Source organism: Streptomyces sp. NBC_01092 (genome assembly GCF_045039535.1).
In the GTDB taxonomy this organism is placed as follows: domain Bacteria; phylum Actinomycetota; class Actinomycetes; order Streptomycetales; family Streptomycetaceae; genus Streptomyces.
Genome location: NZ_CP108659.1, coordinates 2,361,352 through 2,377,879, shown reverse-complemented (window position 1 = coordinate 2,377,879; position 16,528 = coordinate 2,361,352). Strand labels below are relative to the sequence as shown.

The 16,528-nt window shown below is 71.7% G+C and carries 15 protein-coding genes; 10 read left to right on the top strand and 5 right to left on the bottom strand.

Annotated elements, in window-relative coordinates; genetic code table 11:
• Positions 1 to 157 precede the first annotated feature (157 nt).
• Together OG254_RS10430 and OG254_RS10425 are read left to right on the top strand one after the other, a co-directional pair.
• Positions 158 to 1,213 (top strand): LLM class F420-dependent oxidoreductase, encoded by a 1,056-nt coding sequence (locus OG254_RS10430; RefSeq protein WP_351198415.1) that lies wholly within the window; start codon positions 158 to 160, stop codon positions 1,211 to 1,213.
• A gap of 238 nt (positions 1,214 to 1,451) precedes the next feature.
• Positions 1,452 to 2,240, top strand: a complete 789-nt coding sequence (locus OG254_RS10425) for a ferritin-like domain-containing protein (protein WP_405579806.1) — start codon at positions 1,452 to 1,454, stop codon at positions 2,238 to 2,240.
• Between the two features lie 4 nt (positions 2,241 to 2,244).
• Here the strand turns inward: OG254_RS10425 and OG254_RS10420 are convergent, their stop codons facing one another.
• Positions 2,245 to 3,243 carry a magnesium and cobalt transport protein CorA gene (locus OG254_RS10420; RefSeq protein ID WP_405579804.1) on the bottom strand — a complete coding sequence of 333 codons (999 nt, stop codon included), beginning with the start codon at positions 3,241 to 3,243 and terminating at the stop codon, positions 2,245 to 2,247.
• Between the two features lie 62 nt (positions 3,244 to 3,305).
• Here OG254_RS10420 and OG254_RS10415 point away from each other — a divergent pair, with 62 nt between their 5' ends.
• The 4 genes from OG254_RS10415 (at position 3,306) to mshC (ending at position 7,049) form a co-directional block, all read left to right on the top strand.
• Positions 3,306 to 3,992, top strand: coding sequence for a histidine phosphatase family protein (locus OG254_RS10415; protein WP_405579802.1), 687 nt, complete (start codon positions 3,306 to 3,308; stop codon positions 3,990 to 3,992).
• A 99-nt stretch (positions 3,993 to 4,091) separates the two neighbouring features.
• A complete protein-coding gene (locus OG254_RS10410; RefSeq protein ID WP_351198407.1) occupies positions 4,092 to 4,682 on the top strand; it encodes a DUF3090 domain-containing protein in 591 nt (196 codons plus the stop codon).
• The gene (locus tag OG254_RS10405; protein WP_405579799.1) at positions 4,646 to 5,464 is read left to right on the top strand and encodes an SCO1664 family protein; all 819 of its coding nucleotides are present in this window, start codon (positions 4,646 to 4,648) and stop codon (positions 5,462 to 5,464) included. Before OG254_RS10410 ends, OG254_RS10405 begins: the two co-directional genes overlap by 37 nt.
• A gap of 355 nt (positions 5,465 to 5,819) precedes the next feature.
• The gene (gene mshC / locus OG254_RS10400) at positions 5,820 to 7,049 is read left to right on the top strand and encodes a cysteine--1-D-myo-inosityl 2-amino-2-deoxy-alpha-D-glucopyranoside ligase (protein WP_405579796.1); all 1,230 of its coding nucleotides are present in this window, start codon (positions 5,820 to 5,822) and stop codon (positions 7,047 to 7,049) included.
• A gap of 71 nt (positions 7,050 to 7,120) precedes the next feature.
• On the opposite strand, the gene OG254_RS10395 is transcribed toward mshC, so the two are convergent.
• Together OG254_RS10395 and OG254_RS10390 are read right to left on the bottom strand one after the other, a co-directional pair.
• Positions 7,121 to 7,675, bottom strand: coding sequence for a hypothetical protein (locus tag OG254_RS10395; protein ID WP_405579794.1), 555 nt, complete (start codon positions 7,673 to 7,675; stop codon positions 7,121 to 7,123).
• Between the two features lie 35 nt (positions 7,676 to 7,710).
• Positions 7,711 to 9,435, bottom strand: coding sequence for a S8 family peptidase (locus tag OG254_RS10390; RefSeq protein ID WP_405579791.1), 1,725 nt, complete (start codon positions 9,433 to 9,435; stop codon positions 7,711 to 7,713).
• Positions 9,436 to 9,746: 311 nt separating this feature from the next.
• On the opposite strand from OG254_RS10390, the gene OG254_RS10385 reads away from it, so the two are divergent.
• Positions 9,747 to 10,730: an SMP-30/gluconolactonase/LRE family protein gene (locus OG254_RS10385; RefSeq protein ID WP_405579788.1), complete on the top strand. Its 984-nt coding sequence runs from the start codon at positions 9,747 to 9,749 to the stop codon at positions 10,728 to 10,730.
• A 73-nt stretch (positions 10,731 to 10,803) separates the two neighbouring features.
• Here OG254_RS10385 and OG254_RS10380 read toward each other — a convergent pair whose 3' ends face one another.
• On the bottom strand, positions 10,804 to 11,730 hold the full coding sequence (locus OG254_RS10380; RefSeq protein ID WP_405579785.1) for a PAC2 family protein: 927 nt from the start codon (positions 11,728 to 11,730) through the stop codon (positions 10,804 to 10,806).
• 277 nt (positions 11,731 to 12,007) lie between these two features.
• On the opposite strand from OG254_RS10380, the gene OG254_RS10375 reads away from it, so the two are divergent.
• Entirely contained in the window at positions 12,008 to 14,467 is a 2,460-nt protein-coding gene (locus OG254_RS10375) for an NACHT domain-containing protein (RefSeq protein ID WP_405579783.1), read from the top strand.
• Between the two features lies 1 nt (position 14,468).
• Here OG254_RS10375 and OG254_RS10370 read toward each other — a convergent pair whose 3' ends face one another.
• Positions 14,469 to 15,140: a FadR/GntR family transcriptional regulator gene (locus tag OG254_RS10370; protein ID WP_147997011.1), complete on the bottom strand. Its 672-nt coding sequence runs from the start codon at positions 15,138 to 15,140 to the stop codon at positions 14,469 to 14,471.
• 97 nt (positions 15,141 to 15,237) lie between these two features.
• Between OG254_RS10370 and OG254_RS10365 the strand changes: the two genes are divergently transcribed.
• Positions 15,238 to 15,570, top strand: a complete 333-nt coding sequence (locus OG254_RS10365; RefSeq protein ID WP_405579780.1) for an ArsR/SmtB family transcription factor — start codon at positions 15,238 to 15,240, stop codon at positions 15,568 to 15,570.
• A 69-nt stretch (positions 15,571 to 15,639) separates the two neighbouring features.
• Positions 15,640 to 16,509 (top strand): TIGR03620 family F420-dependent LLM class oxidoreductase, encoded by an 870-nt coding sequence (locus tag OG254_RS10360; RefSeq protein WP_405579777.1) that lies wholly within the window; start codon positions 15,640 to 15,642, stop codon positions 16,507 to 16,509.
• Positions 16,510 to 16,528: the final 19 nt, after the last annotated feature.

Genomic DNA, 16,528 nt, shown 5'->3' with positions numbered 1-16,528 from the left:
CCATGTGGGGGCCTGTGGATAACCAGTTTTCACGACGGTTACCGGGCATGCGCGGGGTCGGTCGGGCGACGCCCGCCACATCGGCCTCCCCGCGAGAGGCGCCCCGCGCTAAGGTCTGGGCCACAAGGGACGTTACTGATCGGTAAGGGGATCGGCCATGCAGCTCGGGATCAACCTCGGCTACTGGGGTGCCGGAATGGACGCGGACAATCTCGCGGTCGCGCAGGAGGCCGACCGGCTGGGCTACGCCGTGTGCTGGGCCGCCGAGGCGTACGGCTCGGACGCGGCCACCGTGCTCAGCTGGGTCGCCGCCCAGACCGAGCGCATCGACGTCGGCTCCGCCATCTTCCAGATCCCGGCCCGCCAGCCGGCCATGACCGCGATGACCGCGGCCACCCTGGACTCGCTCTCCGAAGGCCGCTTCCGCCTCGGCCTCGGCGTCTCCGGGCCGCAGGTCTCCGAGGGCTGGTACGGCGTCAAGTTCGACAAGCCGCTGGCACGCACGCGTGAGTACGTCGAGATCGTCCGCAAGGCCATGACGCGTGAGCGCCTGTCGTACGAGGGGCAGCATTGGACGCTGCCGCTGCCGGGCGGCCCCGGCAAGCCGATCAAGCTGACCGTGCACCCCCAGCGCGAGCACATCCCGCTGTACATCGCCGCCATCGGCCCGAAGAACCTGGAGCAGACCGGCGAGATCGCCGACGGCGCCCTGCTGATCTTCCCGTCCGCCGAGCACTTGGAGGACACGGCGATCAAGTACCTGCGCGCCGGGCGCGAGAAGGCCGGCAAGACCCTCGACGGGTTCGACGTCTGCCCGACCCTGCCGCTCGCCATCGGCGACGACAAGGACGTGGCCACGCTCGCCGACACCTTCCGCCCCTACACCGCGCTGTACGTCGGCGGCATGGGCAGCGCCAAGCAGAACTTCTACAACCAGCTCGCCCAGCGCATGGGTTACGAGAAGGAAGCCGCCGAGATCCAGACCAAGTACCTCTCCGGCGACAAGCAGGGCGCCGCGGCAGCCGTACCGCACGACCTCATCGACAAGACCACGCTGCTCGGATCCGTCGACCGGATCGCGGACCGGATGAAGGCCTACGCCGCCGCCGGGGTCAACACCCTGTCCCTGGCGCCCGCGGGCTTCACGCTCGACGAGCGGCTCGCCTCGCTGCGGGCCGGCAGCGAGGCCCTGGAGCGCGCCGGGCTGGCGTGACGCCGAGGGCCGTACCGCCTGGGAAGTTTCAGCGGCCGTGGTGGGGGCTCGGGGGTCTTCCCCGCCACGGCCGTCACGCAGAACAACGCGCGCGTGCCCACCCGGTTACGCCCCCGTCGTGACCCCGATGGTCATTCTTTTGGCGGAGTTGTCCGACTCAGCTGTTGCAGCGGCTCTCTCACCGCATTTGACTCGTTCTTTGCGGAATCCTGCGGCGTCCTGAGAGAGGTGCCCCACGATGCTTTCGGCCAAGAGTCTGTTCCAGGAGATCCTCGACAACGACGAGTCCTTCCGGCTGTTCTGCTCCATCGCCGCCAGCGGCGAGTCCCAGGGCGGCTGGGAGAACGCGCGCATCGCCGCGCTCGTACCCGACAGCGAGCGCGCCATGGCCCCCAAGATCACCCGGCACGGCGCGGACGAGGACAAGCACGGGCGGATCTTCAACGCCCTGCTGAAGAAGCGCGGCCTGCAACCCGTCCCCGTCCCGCCCGAGACCGACTACACGATGCTTCTGGAGAAACACGGCATCGGGCTCGCCCACGAGAAACTCAAGGCCGACAAGCCGCTCACGGTCGACGACATCATCACCTACCTCGCCCACAGCCGGGTCACCGAGCAGCGCGCCGCGGACCAGATGATCATGCTCCGCAAGTTCTTCGCCGACCATGCCGTGATCGGCAAGGCGATCCGGATGATCTCCAACGACGAGGACAACCACCTCGCCTACACGCACGAGGAGCTGCTGCGCTTCGCGGCGGCAGGACACGGCCGGCTCATCCAGTCCACGCTGCGCGAGTGCGCCCTGGCCGAGATCGGCGTCTACCGCGACGTCAGCCTCGCCGTCATGGACCACATGGGCCGCATTCTCGGCTGGCCCCGGGCCAAGGCCGCGGTGCTCGCGGCGGGCATCCACGGCGTGTACGCCTGGGAGCGGCTCGCGGGCTGGCGGCGCATGGTGTCCCTGAGGATGCCGGAGCGCCGCGACGCCCTCGGCGGACCCGCCACCTCGGCACCCGAGTTCGCCTGAGCCCCTACAACCAGCCCCGGCGTTTGAACAGCCGGTACAGCAGCACCTCGACGGCGGCCAGGGCCAGGATCAGCACCGGATAGGAACCGGTCCAGTGCAGCTCCGGCATGTGGTCGAAGTTCATGCCGTAGATCCCCGCGACCATCGTGGGGACCGCGGCCATGGCCGCCCACGCCGAGATCTTCCGCATGTCGTCGTTCTGCCGGACGCTCATCTGCGCCAGATGCGCCGAGAGGACGTCGGAGACCAGCCGGTCCAGGCCCTCGACGGCCTCGTTCACGCGCGTGAGGTGGTCGCTCACGTCGCGGAAGAAGGGCTGCGCCTTGTCGTGCACGAACGGCACGCGCGCGCCGATCAGGCCCGTGCCCGCGAGCCGGGACAGGGGCTGCGCGAGCGGGCCGGTGGCCTTGCGGAACTCCATGATCTGCCGTTTGAAGGCGTAGATGCGCGAGGCCGTGTGCCGTGAGCCGCCGCCGGTCGGCGAGAACACCTCCGCCTCCAGCTCCGACAGGTCGGTGCCCAACTCGCCCGCCACGTCCACGTAGTGGTCGACCACCGCGTCGGCGATCGTGTACAGCACCGCCGTGGGACCGTGCCGCAGCATCTCCGGCTCGTGCTCCAGCCGGTTGCGGACGACCCCCAGCGGTGCCTCCTCGCCGTGCCGGACGGTCACCACGAACGAGTCGCCGATGAAGACCATGACCTCGCCGGAGGAGACGATGTCGCTCTTCGTCTCGTACCCGACCGGCTTGAGGACCATGAACAGCGAGTCGTCGTACACCTCCAGCTTGGGCCGCTGGTGGGCGTTCAGGGCGTCCTCCACGGCCAGGGGATGCAGTCCGAACTCCTCGGTGACCTTGTCGAACTCCTTCTCCGTGGGTTCGTACAGGCCGATCCAGACGAACGCGTCGTCCTGGAGGCGGCACAGATCCAGGGCGTCGGAGAAGTCGTCGGGCCCCTGGGTGCGGCGCCCGTCCCGGTAGATGGCGCAGTCGACGATCACGGAGCGTATTCTCCCGCCCTCCGCCGCCGAGCGCACCCCGTCGTGCGCCTACGCTGGGCGGCATGCCCACCCTGATCCTGGTCCGGCACGGACGTTCCACCGCCAACACCGAGGGAGTGCTCGCCGGGTGGACACCCGGCGTCGTCCTCGACGAGCGCGGGGCCCAGCAGGCCGCCGCGCTGCCCGCACGGCTCGCCGCACTGCCGATCTCCGAGGTCGTCACCAGCCCGCTCGAGCGCTGCCAGGAGACGATCCGGCCGCTCCTTCAGGCCCGGCCCGCACTCACCGCGCACACCGAGGAGCGGATCGGCGAGTGCCACTACGGCGACTGGTCCGGCCGCAAGCTCGCCGAGCTGGGGGGCGAGCCGCTGATGGAGGTCGTCCAGGCCCATCCGTCGGCGGCCGCGTTCCCCGGCGGCGAGTCGATGCGGGCCATGCAGACCCGGGCCGCCGAGGCCGTGCGGGAGTGGAACGCGCGCGTGGAGCGCGATCACGGGGCCGACGCCGTGTACCTGATGTGCTCGCACGGCGACATCATCAAGTCCCTGGTGGCGGACGCACTCGGTCTTCATCTCGACCTCTTCCAGAGGATTTCCGTTGATCCGTGTTCCATCACCGCGATCCGCTACACACGCCTGAGGCCGTTCCTCGTACGCCTCGGGGACACCGGTGATTTCGCGTCCCTCGCGCCGCGCGAGGAGCCGCCGGCCGCAGACGCGACGGTCGGGGGCGGCGCGGGCGCACCGTGATCGTCCGGCGCAGTAGGGTGAAGCGGTCGAAGCAGCGCCGCAGGCACGATTCGTCGCACTCACGATTCGCCGTACTCACGATTCCAATGGAGACAGGACGTGTCCCGTCAGGTGTTCCTCTACGACCCCCCGGACCGGTTCGTGGCCGGCACGGTCGGACTGCCCGGACGCCGTACGTTCTTCCTCCAGGCCACCGCCGGCCCCCGGTCGACCAGCGTGGCCCTGGAGAAGACCCAGGTCGCCGCACTCGCCGAGCGCATGGACGAACTGCTCGACGAGGTCGTACGGCGTAGTGGCGGCAATGCCGCCGTCCCCGCCATGGCGCCCAACGAGGTCGCCGACACCGCCCCGCTGGAAACCCCCGTCGAGGAGGAGTTCCGCGTCGGCACCATGGCGCTCGCCTGGGACGGCGAGGAGCAGCGCATGATCGTCGAGGCGCAGGCCCTCGTGGAGCTCGACGCGGACTCCGAGGAGGACCTCGCCGAGGCCGAGGAGCGCCTCCTGCAGGACGAGGAGAACGGGCCCCCGATGCTGCGGGTCCGGCTCACCGGCGCGCAGGCGAGGGCCTTCGCCAAGCGCGCCCTGGACGTCGTCAACGCCGGGCGGCCGCCGTGTCCGCTGTGCAGCCTCCCGCTCGACCCGGAAGGACACGTATGTCCGCGCCAGAACGGATACCGCCGCGGCGCATGACCTCGGTGGACCTCCTCACCGAGGGCGAGCTGACCGTGCGCGGACGCATCCGTGAGGCGTCCAACGCTGCACTGTTCTGCACTGTCGCGCACGAGGGCCGGGAAGCGACCTGCGTGTACAAGCCGGTCGCCGGTGAGCGGCCGCTGTGGGACTTTCCCGACGGGAACCTCGCCCAGCGCGAGGTCGCCGCGTACGAGGTCTCCGAGGCCACCGGCTGGGGGCTCGTACCGCCCACCGTGCTGCGCGACGGGCCGTACGGCCAGGGCATGTGCCAGCTGTGGATCGACGTGACCCCCGAGGCCGACCTGCTGGCCCTGGTGGACGGCGAGGAGCCCGAACCGGGCTGGAGGGCGATCGGCTTCGCCGAGGTCGGCGAGGGCAGGACCGCCCTGCTCGTGCACGCCGACGACGAGCGGCTGCGACGCATGGCCGTCCTGGACGCAGTGATCAACAACGCCGACCGCAAGGGCGGTCATCTGCTGCCCACCGAGGACGGCCGGCTCTACGGCATCGACCACGGCGTCACCTTCAACGTCGAGAACAAGCTGCGGACGCTGCTGTGGGGATGGGCCGGTGAGCCCCTGACCCAAGAGGCCGTCGAGGTGCTCGGCGCCCTGCGGGAGGGGCTGAAGGAGGGCGGCGCGCTGGCCGTACGGCTGGCCGAGCTGATCACCGCGGCCGAGGTGGAGGCCACACGCGCGCGGGTCGAGGCGCTTGTCACGTCCGGGAAACACCCGGAACCGAGCGGCGAGTGGCCGGCCATTCCGTGGCCGCCCGTCTAGGGCCTGTCGTTTGGATCATCCCGGCGTCGCGGGGCCTGGCACGCACTCCCCCAAGCTCTTCGAGCAGGGGGGACCCCCAGCGGCGTTGTCGTCGGTTGCCGACGTCCCCCAGCCTTCGGCCGGGAGGTGCCCCCACCGCGTCGCCGCCCTCCTCCGCCTTGCAGCTGCACGCACCAGGCCCCGCTCGGGTGGGCTGAAAGGCGCAGCCTCTCTCAGCCGGCCTGATCCAAACGACAGGCCCTAGCAGCGCTCTCCCGTCCGCAGCACAATGGCCGGTATCGCGCAAGAACGCCTCCCCGGCCATCCGGCCCGGTCCGGTTCGTGTACGGAACATCCGTCCGGTTAGGCTCATGACATGTATGCCTGGCCCGCTTCTGAGGTCCCCGCCCTGCCCGGTCAGGGCCGCGACCTGAGGATCCACGACACCGCGACCGGGGGCCTGGTCAGCCTCGACCCCGGTCCCGTCGCCCGTATCTATGTCTGCGGCATCACGCCGTACGACGCCACCCACCTGGGACACGCGGCGACCTACAACGCGTTCGACCTCGTGCAGCGCGTGTGGCTCGACACCAAGCGGCAGGTTCATTACGTCCAGAACGTCACCGACGTCGACGATCCGCTCCTGGAGCGGGCCGAGCGCGACAACATCGACTGGGTCGCCCTCGCCGAGAAGGAGACGGCCCTCTTCCGCGAGGACATGACCGCCCTGCGGATGCTGCCGCCGCAGCACTACATCGGCGCGGTGGAGGCCATACCCGGCATCGTCCCGCTCGTCGAGCGCCTGCGGGACGCCGGCGCCGCCTATGAACTCGACGGCGACATCTACTTCTCCGTCGAGTCCGACCCCCACTTCGGCAACGTGTCGAACCTCGACGCCGCCGCGATGCGCCTGCTGTCCGCCGAGCGCGGCGGCGACCCCGATCGTCCGGGCAAGAAGAACCCGCTCGACCCGATGCTGTGGATGGCCGCCCGTGAGGGCGAGCCCAGCTGGGACGGCGGCTCGCTCGGGCGCGGCCGGCCCGGCTGGCACATCGAGTGCGTCGCCATCGCCCTCGACCACCTCGGCATGGGCTTCGACGTCCAGGGCGGCGGCTCCGACCTCGCCTTCCCGCACCACGAGATGGGCGCCTCCCACGCCCAGGTGCTGACCGGCGAGTTCCCCATGGCCAAGGCCTATGTCCACGCGGGCATGGTCGGCCTGCACGGCGAGAAGATGTCCAAGTCCAAGGGCAATCTCGTCTTCGTGTCCCAGCTGCGCCGCGACGGCGTCGACCCGGCCGCCATCCGGCTCGCCCTACTTTCCCACCACTACCGGGCCGACTGGGAGTGGACCGACCAGGTGCTCCAGGACGCCGAGGCCCGCCTCGGCCGCTGGCGCGCCGCCGTGTCCCGGCCCGACGGGCCCGCGGCCGAGGCGCTCGTCGAGGAGATCCGCGTCGCCCTCGCGCACGACCTTGACGCCCCGGCCGCGCTCGCCGCGGTCGACCGCTGGGTCGAGCGGCAGGACGCCGAGGGCGGCACGGACATCGGCGCCCCGGGCGTCGTATCGCGTGCTGTGGACGCGCTGTTGGGCGTGGCCCTGTAGGGATCCGAGACCGTCAGAAGGGCGCTTCCTCCCCGCGGGAGGAAGCGCCCCTTTTGGTTCCGGTGCGGCGGTCAGATCCTGCGGATCTGGATGCTCCGCAGAACCAGCGGCTGGCTGCTGTCCCATACGCCGACGACCTGGTGGCCGAACGCGAAGGCCTCCTGGACCTGGTCATGGGTCTGCGGGTTCGGGTTGTTGAAGACCCGGAAGACGCCGTTGATGCGCAGGAAGATCTGCGACGGCTGCCCGGGCAGCGGCTGGACGATGTCGATGTAGCCGTTCGCGATGCCGGCCTGCGGTGCCTGTTGGACGGCGGCCTGCGTGACCTGCTGCATCAGGTGCAGCACCTGCTGCTCGGACTGCTGTTGCTGCTGCTCGCCCTGCAGCGCCTGGCCGTAGCTCTGCTGCTGCCCGTAGCCCTGCGGCTGACCGAGCTGCTGGAGCAGCTGCTGGAACGGCTGCTGCTGGCCGAGCTGCTGGAGCTGCTCCAGGGAGCCGCTCATGCCGTACGGCTGTTGCTGGCCGAGTCCCTGCTGCTGCCCGAAGGGCTGCTGGTACGGAGACGTGCTCGGGTACTGCTGGCCCTGCTGTTGTCCCATGTGACTCATCTGCGGGGTGGTGCTCATTCGGGTGTCACCTTCCCTTGATGTGATGGGCTGCGTCAGCCGGTGATGACCAGGCCGACGATCTCGTCGTCCGAGAACCACACTCGGACTTCGGGCCGTCCCCCCGCGAAGGCGGTATGGACCGCCTGGCGGATCTCGGGGGACGGATGGTTCAGGTTCCGCCACTCGCCGGCCACCAACAGCCGGAGGCGGGGCGGAAGTTCGCGTGGATACGGCAGCAACTCGTCCCAGTACCGCTCGGCGAGGCCCGAGCCGACCGCCTGCGGCACCAGATCGGTGACCGCCGCCTTGATGTCGGGCCGGTTGCCGATCCGCTGGGAGGCGGGCCGGCCCGGCGCGTCCTGCTGCGGGGAACCCGTCGCCCGCAGCACCGCACGCGCCCGCTCGGGGGACATCGGAGGCTGGGCCGCCGCCTTGAGCATGCCCTGGAGCGCGGCCAGCGCGCCGACCACCACCGGGGACGCCGACGACGTCCCGGAGAACGTGTCGGTGTACCAGGCGATCTCCTCGGGCCCGCCCTGGAGGTCGCCGGGCCGGTCCCAGAAGCCGCCGGTCGTCGTCACCTCACGGCCCCAGCCCTGCGCGTCCACCCGGGCGCCGTAGTTGGAGAACGCGAGCCGTGAGCGGTCCGGGCCGTGATCGCGGCCGTGGGTGCCGGGCGGCGGGGCGCCCGCGCCGACCAGGACCGCCCCGGAGGACGGGTTGGACGGGTTGAAGGGGTTGCGCCACCCCTCGGGGAATTCGTCCGGGCGGCGCTCGTACACCGCGTCGTCGAGGGACTCGGCGCCGTTGCCCGCGGCGGCCACGACCAGGACGCCCCTGGCGGTGGCGTAGCGGACGGCGGCGTAGTCGTCCGGCCACCATTCGAGCGCGACGTAGCCGCGCTGGTCGTCGCGGTCCGCGAACTCGAACCGGGGTCCCGGGCGGTGGAGTTCGACCAGCACGATGTCGCCGGGGCCCAGCCGGTCGGCCGCCGCCTGGATCGCGGCCGCCGTGCCGAGGCTCTGGAAGGACGCGGCCGCGGTCACCGTCTCCGGCACGATGCCGGTGACGCCGAACTCGCCCCGGTCGCCGCCGATCACCCCGATCACGGCGGTGCCGTGGTTGCGCCAGGCCAGGTCCGTCAGCGGGGTGCCGACGACGACACCGGCCAGCTTGCCGGCCAGGTCCTCGTGGCCCAGCTGCCAGGAGCCCTCCACGTCGATCACGGTCACGCCCTGACCGGCGCCGCCGGGCCGCTGCCAGGCCCAGTGGGCGTCGACGCCCTCGGGCGCGGGCCGCAGATAGCCCTGCCGTCCGCTGTAGTCGGGCGTGACCGGCGCGCCCTCCTTCAGGCGCCCGCTGCCCTCCCCGACGTGTCCGACGGAGGCCGGCACCGCGCCCGGCTTCACATACGCCGTGTCGATCCCGGGCAACGCGGCGATACGCGCCCGCAGTTCCTCGGTGCGGCGCTCCCCGCCGCGCACCCGGTAGAACAGCGCCAGGTCGGGCACCTCCTGCGCGACCGTCGCCTGCTGAAGCCGCTCCTCGCCGCCGAACAGCGGCTCCAGGGTGAGTTGTTCGTCACTGAGGAACATGTTGAGGGCGGAGACATCGGCGCCCGCGACCGACCGTACGCCCTCTGTGTGGGCACGCAGCCGGGCCTCGGGACGGGCGACGACGATCAGTTCCCGCTCGGCTCCTCGATAGGTGAATCCCGCTCCGTCGGGCCCCGGCCCGGCCGTTCCCGGGCTCTGCGCCGGTTCTGCCTGGTCCGTCATCGTCTGCCGCTCCCTTCGGTCCTGGGGTTGCCAAGTGCGGGTGGTGCGGCGCGCCTTCGGGTGACAACCAAGCACGCGCGGCGCGGTCCGTCCAGAGCGATTTCGCGAAGGGGGTTTGGCAACAAGTTGAACTGGGCAACGTGTGCAATCCGTCCAGAAACAGATGTCACGGCATAATCCGGCCAGCTGCTGTCCAGACCCTGTCGACAGTCCGCCCACGGCTGCGGAGGCGCCCGGCGTGTGGTGGGGTGGAGGAGTCAGTTGACCGTTGGACCAGCTGTTGGCCGGTCCTGTCCGCGGAAGGACGCCCAGTGGCCCCCGAACACCGCTCCTTCGCACCTCACTTGACCCGCCGCAGACTCCTCACGGCCGGCGCCGCCACCGCCGCCACCGCAGGCGCCGTGCTTGTCGGCACCGCCGGCACCCCCGCGGCGGCGGCCGGAAAGCGCCGGCCCACCGTGATCCACCTCCCGAACGGCTTCCGCCCGGAGGGCATCACCATCGGCGGCGGACCGTACGCCTACCTCGGCTCGCTCGGCGACGGCTCCATCTACCGCGCCGACCTGCGCACCGGCGAGGGCGGCATCATCTCCGCCGGCCCGGGTACGCCCTCGGTCGGCCTCAAACTCGACCACCGGGGACGCCTGTTCGTCGCCGGGCGCGGCCAGGGCGCCCGCGTCGTGGACGCCCGCACCGGCGCGATCCTCGCCTCCTACGTCCTGACCACGGCGACCCCGACCTTCGCCAACGACGTGTTCCTCACCCCGCGCACGGCCTGGTTCACCGACTCCTTCCAGCCCGCGCTGTACGCCCTGCCGCTCGGCCGGCACGGCGAACTGCCCGGCGCGGGCGAGGTCGTGACGCTCACCCTGAGCGGCGACTGGAGCCAGGTCGCCGGCGAGGTCGTCAACGCCAACGGCATCACGGCCACCCCCGACGGCTCCGCGCTGCTGGTCGTGCAGTCCGGGGTCGGCGGCCTGCACCGGGTGAACCCGCGCACCGGCGTCACCGAACGCGTGGACCTCGGCGACGCGGCACCCCTCACCAACGGCGACGGCCTGCTGCTGACCGGGCGGACGCTGTACGTCGTGCAGAACCGGCAGAACGCCATCGACGTGTTCCGCCTCGCCGCCGACGGCCGCAGCGGCGTCCTCCAGCGCCGTATCACCGACCCGCTGTTCGACGTCCCGACCACGGTGGCCGCGGACAACGGCCGGCTCTACCTGCCCAACGCGCGCTTCACCACCACGCCGACGCCGGAGACGACGTACGACGTGATCTCCGTGCCGGCGTGACCTACGTGACCTGAGGCATGGCTGAGGGCGGTGCGCATCACGGCGCACCGCCCTCAGTCCGGCTCCGAGAGCCTCAGTCCTCCGACGCGTCCTCGTCGTCGTCCTTGCCGCTCGGCTTCGGGGGCATCGGCGGACGCGTACGGTCGCCGGGTGACGGGCCGCCGTCCCGGCGCCGCAGATACCGCTCGAACTCGCGCGCGATGGCCTCGCCCGACGCCTCCGGCAGCTCCGCGGTGTCGCGGGCCTCCTCCAGCGTCTGCACGTACTCCGCGACCTCGCTGTCCTCGGCCGCCAACTGGTCCACACCGACCTGCCAGGCACGCGCGTCCTCGGGCAGCTCGCCCAGCGGGATCCGTACGTCGATCAGGTCCTCGAGCCGGTTGAGCAGGGACAGCGTCGCCTTCGGGTTGGGCGGCTGCGAGACGTAGTGCGGTACGGCGGCCCAGAGGCTGACGGCCGGTACGCCCGCGTGCGTGCACGCCTCCTGGAGGACGCCGACGATGCCCGTCGGGCCCTCGTACTTGGTCTCCTCCAGGTCCATGCGGCGGGCCAGGTCCGGGTCGGACGTGGTGCCGCTGATCGGGACCGGACGCGTGTGCGGGGTGTCGCCGAGCAGGGCGCCCAGGATGACCACCAGCTCCACGCCCAGCTCGTGCGCGAAGCCGAGCAGCTCGTTGCAGAACGAGCGCCAGCGCATGGACGGTTCGATACCTCGGACGAGTACGAGATCGCGCGGCTTCTCGCCGCCGACCCGGACCACCGAGAGGCGGGTCGTCGGCCACGTGATCTTGCGGACGCCCGCGTCCATCCACACCGTGGGGCGGTTCACCTGGAAGTCGTAGTAGTCCTCGGCGTCCAGCGCCGCGAACACCTCGCCCTTCCACTCTCTGTCCAGATGCGCGACCGCGGTGGAGGCGGCGTCGCCGGCATCGTTCCAGCCCTCGAACGCGGCCACCATGACCGGGTCGATCAGCTCGGGAACCCCCTCGAGCTCGATCACCCAGCGCCTCCTTCCGACGTGCCCTCGCCTGACGAACCAACCTTACGGCGTGCGGCGGGGGCGCCCGCAGCCCCCTTGCACGGGGCAGTGAACGGATCACTGCCCCGTTCGCCACCCCGGAACACCCTGGAGTCATCCGATCTGTGTCCCGGGCGGGTGAGTGCGGTGGTCAGGGCCGGGCAGCATCGGGCCGGGTGCGTCCGACCCGTCACCCACTCGTGTGGCCGCGGCCGGAATCGGCTCCGCGCGGGGCAGCGGCTGCGCAACTCTTCGTCGGGTGAGCGGAGTTGCCCCCAGGTCACGCGTACGGCGCGTCGGGATCGTGTATCTGACGCTGTGCGGCGTGGGGACGCTGGGGGCGCTGCTGGTCGCCCCGCGCGTCGAGGACCCGGCGGCCGTGGTCGCCGCGCTGCTGCCGACGCTGGCGGGCGCCTATCTGGCGTGGAGCGCCTATCGGGCGGATCGCGCCGAGGCGGCGTCCGCACCGACGGACCCCGGCGCGGTCGCCGACCGGCTCGCCGTCGCCGTACGACGGCAGTGGGAGGCGGAGGCGCGGGCGCGGCGGCTGGCGGACCCGTATCCGCTGCCGGTGTCCTGGCGGGGTGCCGACGCCGGACTGGCCGAGGTGACGCAGGGGCTCGCGGGCCGCGACGCGCAGATCGGCGCCCTCTTCGCGGACCGCGTGCCCGACCGGCGGCTGCTCGTGCTGGGGGCGCCGGGGTCGGGGAAGACGCTGCTGCTGGTGCGGCTGCTGCTCGCACTGGTCGAGGACCGGACCGCGGGCGAACCGGTGCCGGTGCTCTTTCCCCTGGCCTCCTGGGATCCGACGGCCGTGGATCTGCGGGGCTGGATGGAGCGGAAGCTGGTGCAGGACCACGCCGAGCTCGGCGGGCCGGCGCCGGGGGAGTACGGGGGGACGACGCTTGCCGGGATACTGCTGGACCGGCGCCTGGTGCTGCCCGTACTCGACGGCTTCGACGAACTGCCCGCCGCGATGAGCGCGTCGGCCCTGCACCGGATCGGTGAGGCGCTCCCGTACGGGTGCGGGCTGGTGCTGTCGAGCAGGCCGGCGGAGTACCGGGCGGCGCTGCGGCCCACTACGGGCGTGCCGGCGCGGTTGACGGGGATGGCGGGGATCGAGCTAGAGCCGCTGGACGCCTCGGACGTCGCCGACTATCTGCTGCGGGACGCGGGCGGGGCCGGTACGCCGGCGGCGCGGCGTTGGGAGCCTGTGGTCGCGGTGCTGGGGACGGACGCGCCGGTGGCACGGGCGCTCACGAGCCCGCTGATGGTGTCGCTGGCGCGGACCGTCTACAACCCGCGGCCGGGGGAGGGCGGCACCCGGCTGCCGGATCCCGGCGGGCTGCTGCGGTGCCCGACGCGGACGGCCGTGGAGCACCACCTGCTCGACTCCTTCGTCGACGCCGCCTACCGACCGCATCCGGGACGGCCGTGTCGGTGGACCGTGGCCGAGGCGCGGGGTGCGTTGCGGTTTCTGGCGCGGTACATGGAGCGGGGAGTGGACGGCGCGGCCGAGGTGGCCTGGTGGAAGCTCGGCCATGCCGTGCCGGCCGTCCTGCCCAAGGTGCTGGCCGGTGCACTGCTGGGCGCGCTGGGGTGGCTGGTCGAGGGCGTGATCATGGAGGTGAGCCACTTTTTCGTCCCGCAGTTGCAGTCGTCGCCGCAGTGGGAGGAGCGCGGAGGGCTCGGAGTCGTGGCGGCCGGGATCTGCGGCGGGCTGGCGGGCGGCCTCGCCGCGGGCATCGTGGCCGCGCTGCTGTGTGTGGCGGCGGTCGCCCCCGACGTACCGCTCGACCTCGTGCTGCACCGCCTGGCCGACGGAGGTGCGCTGGCGCTCGTCGGGGTGATCATCCCGGGCTTCGCCATCGGCGGCAGGACCGGCCTGCGGTGGCCCGCCGACTGGGACTGGCGGCTTCCGGCGACGGGATTCGCCGCCGCGATCTGCTACGGGCTGTCCTTCGACAACGCCTGCGGAACCGTCAGCGCGCTGATCTACGGAGTGACCGCGGCGGTCGTCGGCAGGGACGACGTGGGGACGGATCCCGCCTGCCCCGTGACCCGGGTGCGCTGGCACTGGAGCCCCCGCGGTGTGGGCAGGGGCCTGCTGGGCGGACTGCTGCTCGGGGGCAGCATCCTGCTGGAGGGACTGCTCGCCGATGTCCTGTCGGGCGGCTCGGTCCAGGTGTACATCGCGCCCGCCGAACCCGTCGCGGCCGGCTGGGCGGCGCTCCAGGTCGGCGCGGTCTTCGCGGTGGCCTGTGTGCTCCTGAACGGTCTGCGGACGGTCCCGGTCGATCTCGGCGCCGGCTTCGAGGGCCGCGCCCTCCTGGCCAACGACCGGCGCACCCTGGGCACCTGCGTCCTGACGGCGGTGGTCCTCGGCGCCCTGGTGATCGGCACCCAGGGCTGGTGCGCCACTCTCTGGGGGTCGACCGGGGTGTGGGGCGCGGCCACCGCCGAGAGCCGGCCCTGGGCGTACGCGGTCGGGCTGGTCCCCTCCTTGCTGACCGGGCTGGCCATCGGGATCCGTCAGTCGGCCTGGAGCCGCTACGCGGTCGCCCGCTGCTATCTCGCCCTGCGCGCCAAGGTGCCCTTCGACCTCATGGCCTTCGTCGCCGACGCCCATGAACACCGCGGCGTCCTGCGCCGCACCGGCGCCGTCCACCAGTTCCGCCACATCGAGTTGCAGCACCGACTGGCCGAGTCCGAGCCGTAGATCACAGCGTGGAGCGCAGCCACTGCTCCACGCTCGCGATGTGGACCGTCGCCCACGACCGCGCCGCCTCCGCGTCCCGGTCCCGCAGCGCCGCCAGGATCGCCCGGTGCTCGTGCAGGGTCCGGCTGACCGCGTCCTCCTGGGTCAGCCCCCGCCAGATGCGCGCCCGTGTCGTCGGTCCGGACAGGCCGTCCAGGAGCGAGCACAGGACCGAGTTGCCCGAGCTCTGCACGATGCCCCGGTGGAACTCCAGGTCGCAGGCGACGAGTTCCTCCACCGACGGGGCGTCGCCGAGCTTGTCCAACTGGTTGGACAGCGCGCTCAGTTGCTGCTCGCTGATGCGGGACGCGGCCATCGCCGTGGCCGCCGGCTCCAGGATGCGGCGTACGGCGAGGAACTCCAGCACCGTGTCGTCGCGATGGAAGTCGACGACGAAGCTCAGTGCCTCCAGCAGCAGTTGCGGATCCAGGCTCGTGACGTACGTGCCGTCGCCCTGGCGAACGTCCAGGATCCGGATCAGCGACAGGGCGCGCACGGCCTCCCGCAGCGAGTTGCGGGACAGCCCCAGTTCGGCGGCCAGTTCGCTCTCCCGGGGGAGTCGGTCGCCGGGGCGCAGCGCGCCGGAGACGATCATGCCCTTGATCTTCTCGATCGCCTCGTCGGTGACTGCCATGGCCGGCCTCCCAGTCGTTCAGGATGTCGTGAGAGACATCCGATGTCTCTCGCCATTATGCGGGGTAAGGAGAACGGTCGACCTATACTCCGGATCCATGGCCGACGCAGCGACCTCACCGGACCCCGACCTGGTCAGCGCCCTGCGGGCGTTGTCGAACCCGGTGCGCCTGCAGCTGCTGCTGTGGCTGCGTGAGCCCGAGAGGCACTTCCCCATGGACCGGGCCATCGCGGATCCCGCGACCGTCGGGGTGTGCGTGAGCCATATCCAGGCCAAGGCGGGGCTGGCCCAGTCGACGGTGTCGGCGTATCTGGCGGAGCTGCAGCGGGCGGGGCTGGTACGGGCGACCCGGGTGGGCAAGTGGACCCACTACCGGCGCGACGAGGAGCGCATCGCCGGGCTGCTCACCCAACTCGGCCAAACCCTCTAGAGGTTGGAATACGCCACGCGCCGGCATGTCCGTTGCGCTTCATATCGAGAATCTGCGATATTTCGATCCATGATGAACCTGGGAACCTTCGGCATCTACACCTTCGACTTCGAGCACCAGCCGGCCACACAGGTACGCGACTCGGTCCAGGAACTGGAGGAACGGGGCTGGCGCGCGGTGTGGTTCCCCGAAGTGGGCGGGCGCGAGGCGCTCACCCAGGCAGGCGCTCTCCTCGCCGCCACCGAGCAGCTGCACGTCGTGAACGGCATCGCGCAGATCTGGGCGCGCGAGGCCCGGGCGACCCATGGCGCGAGCACCCTGCTGGCCGACGCCTACCCGGACCGGCATCTGCTCGGCCTCGGCTTCGGCGGCCTGCGCAGGCCCGGCGTCAAACCCCTGGCGGCGATGGCCGAGTACCTCGACGAACTGGACGCGCTCACCGAGAAGTCACCCAACCCCGCGCCGAGGTCCCCGGTACGCCGGGTCCTGGCCGCGTACGGCCCCAAGATGCTCGACCTGGCCCGGGAGCGCTCCCTCGGCGCCCACACCTACCACGTCAACACCGCCCACACCGCCGGAGCCAGGGAGATCCTCGGGCCGGACGCCTTCCTCGGCGTCGAGCACCCGGTGCTGTTCGAAACCGACCCCGCCAAGGCCCGCGCGACAGCACGCGAGCATCTCGGGCCGTACCTCGACACCCCCTACAACGTCGCCAAGTTCCGCAGGCTGGGCTACCCGGACGCGGAGATCGGGGGCGGCGGCAGCGACCGCCTCGTGGACGACCTGGTGTTCTGGGGAGACGTGGACACGATCGCGGCCAAGCTCCGGGCCCATGTCGAGGCGGGGGCCGACCATGTCGCCGTCCAGGTGATCGGCACCGAGCCGGGCGGAACCTCGCTGCCGCACTGGAGGCGGCTCGCCGAGGCGCTGCTTCCCTGAGCACGGCTCCGGCGCGACC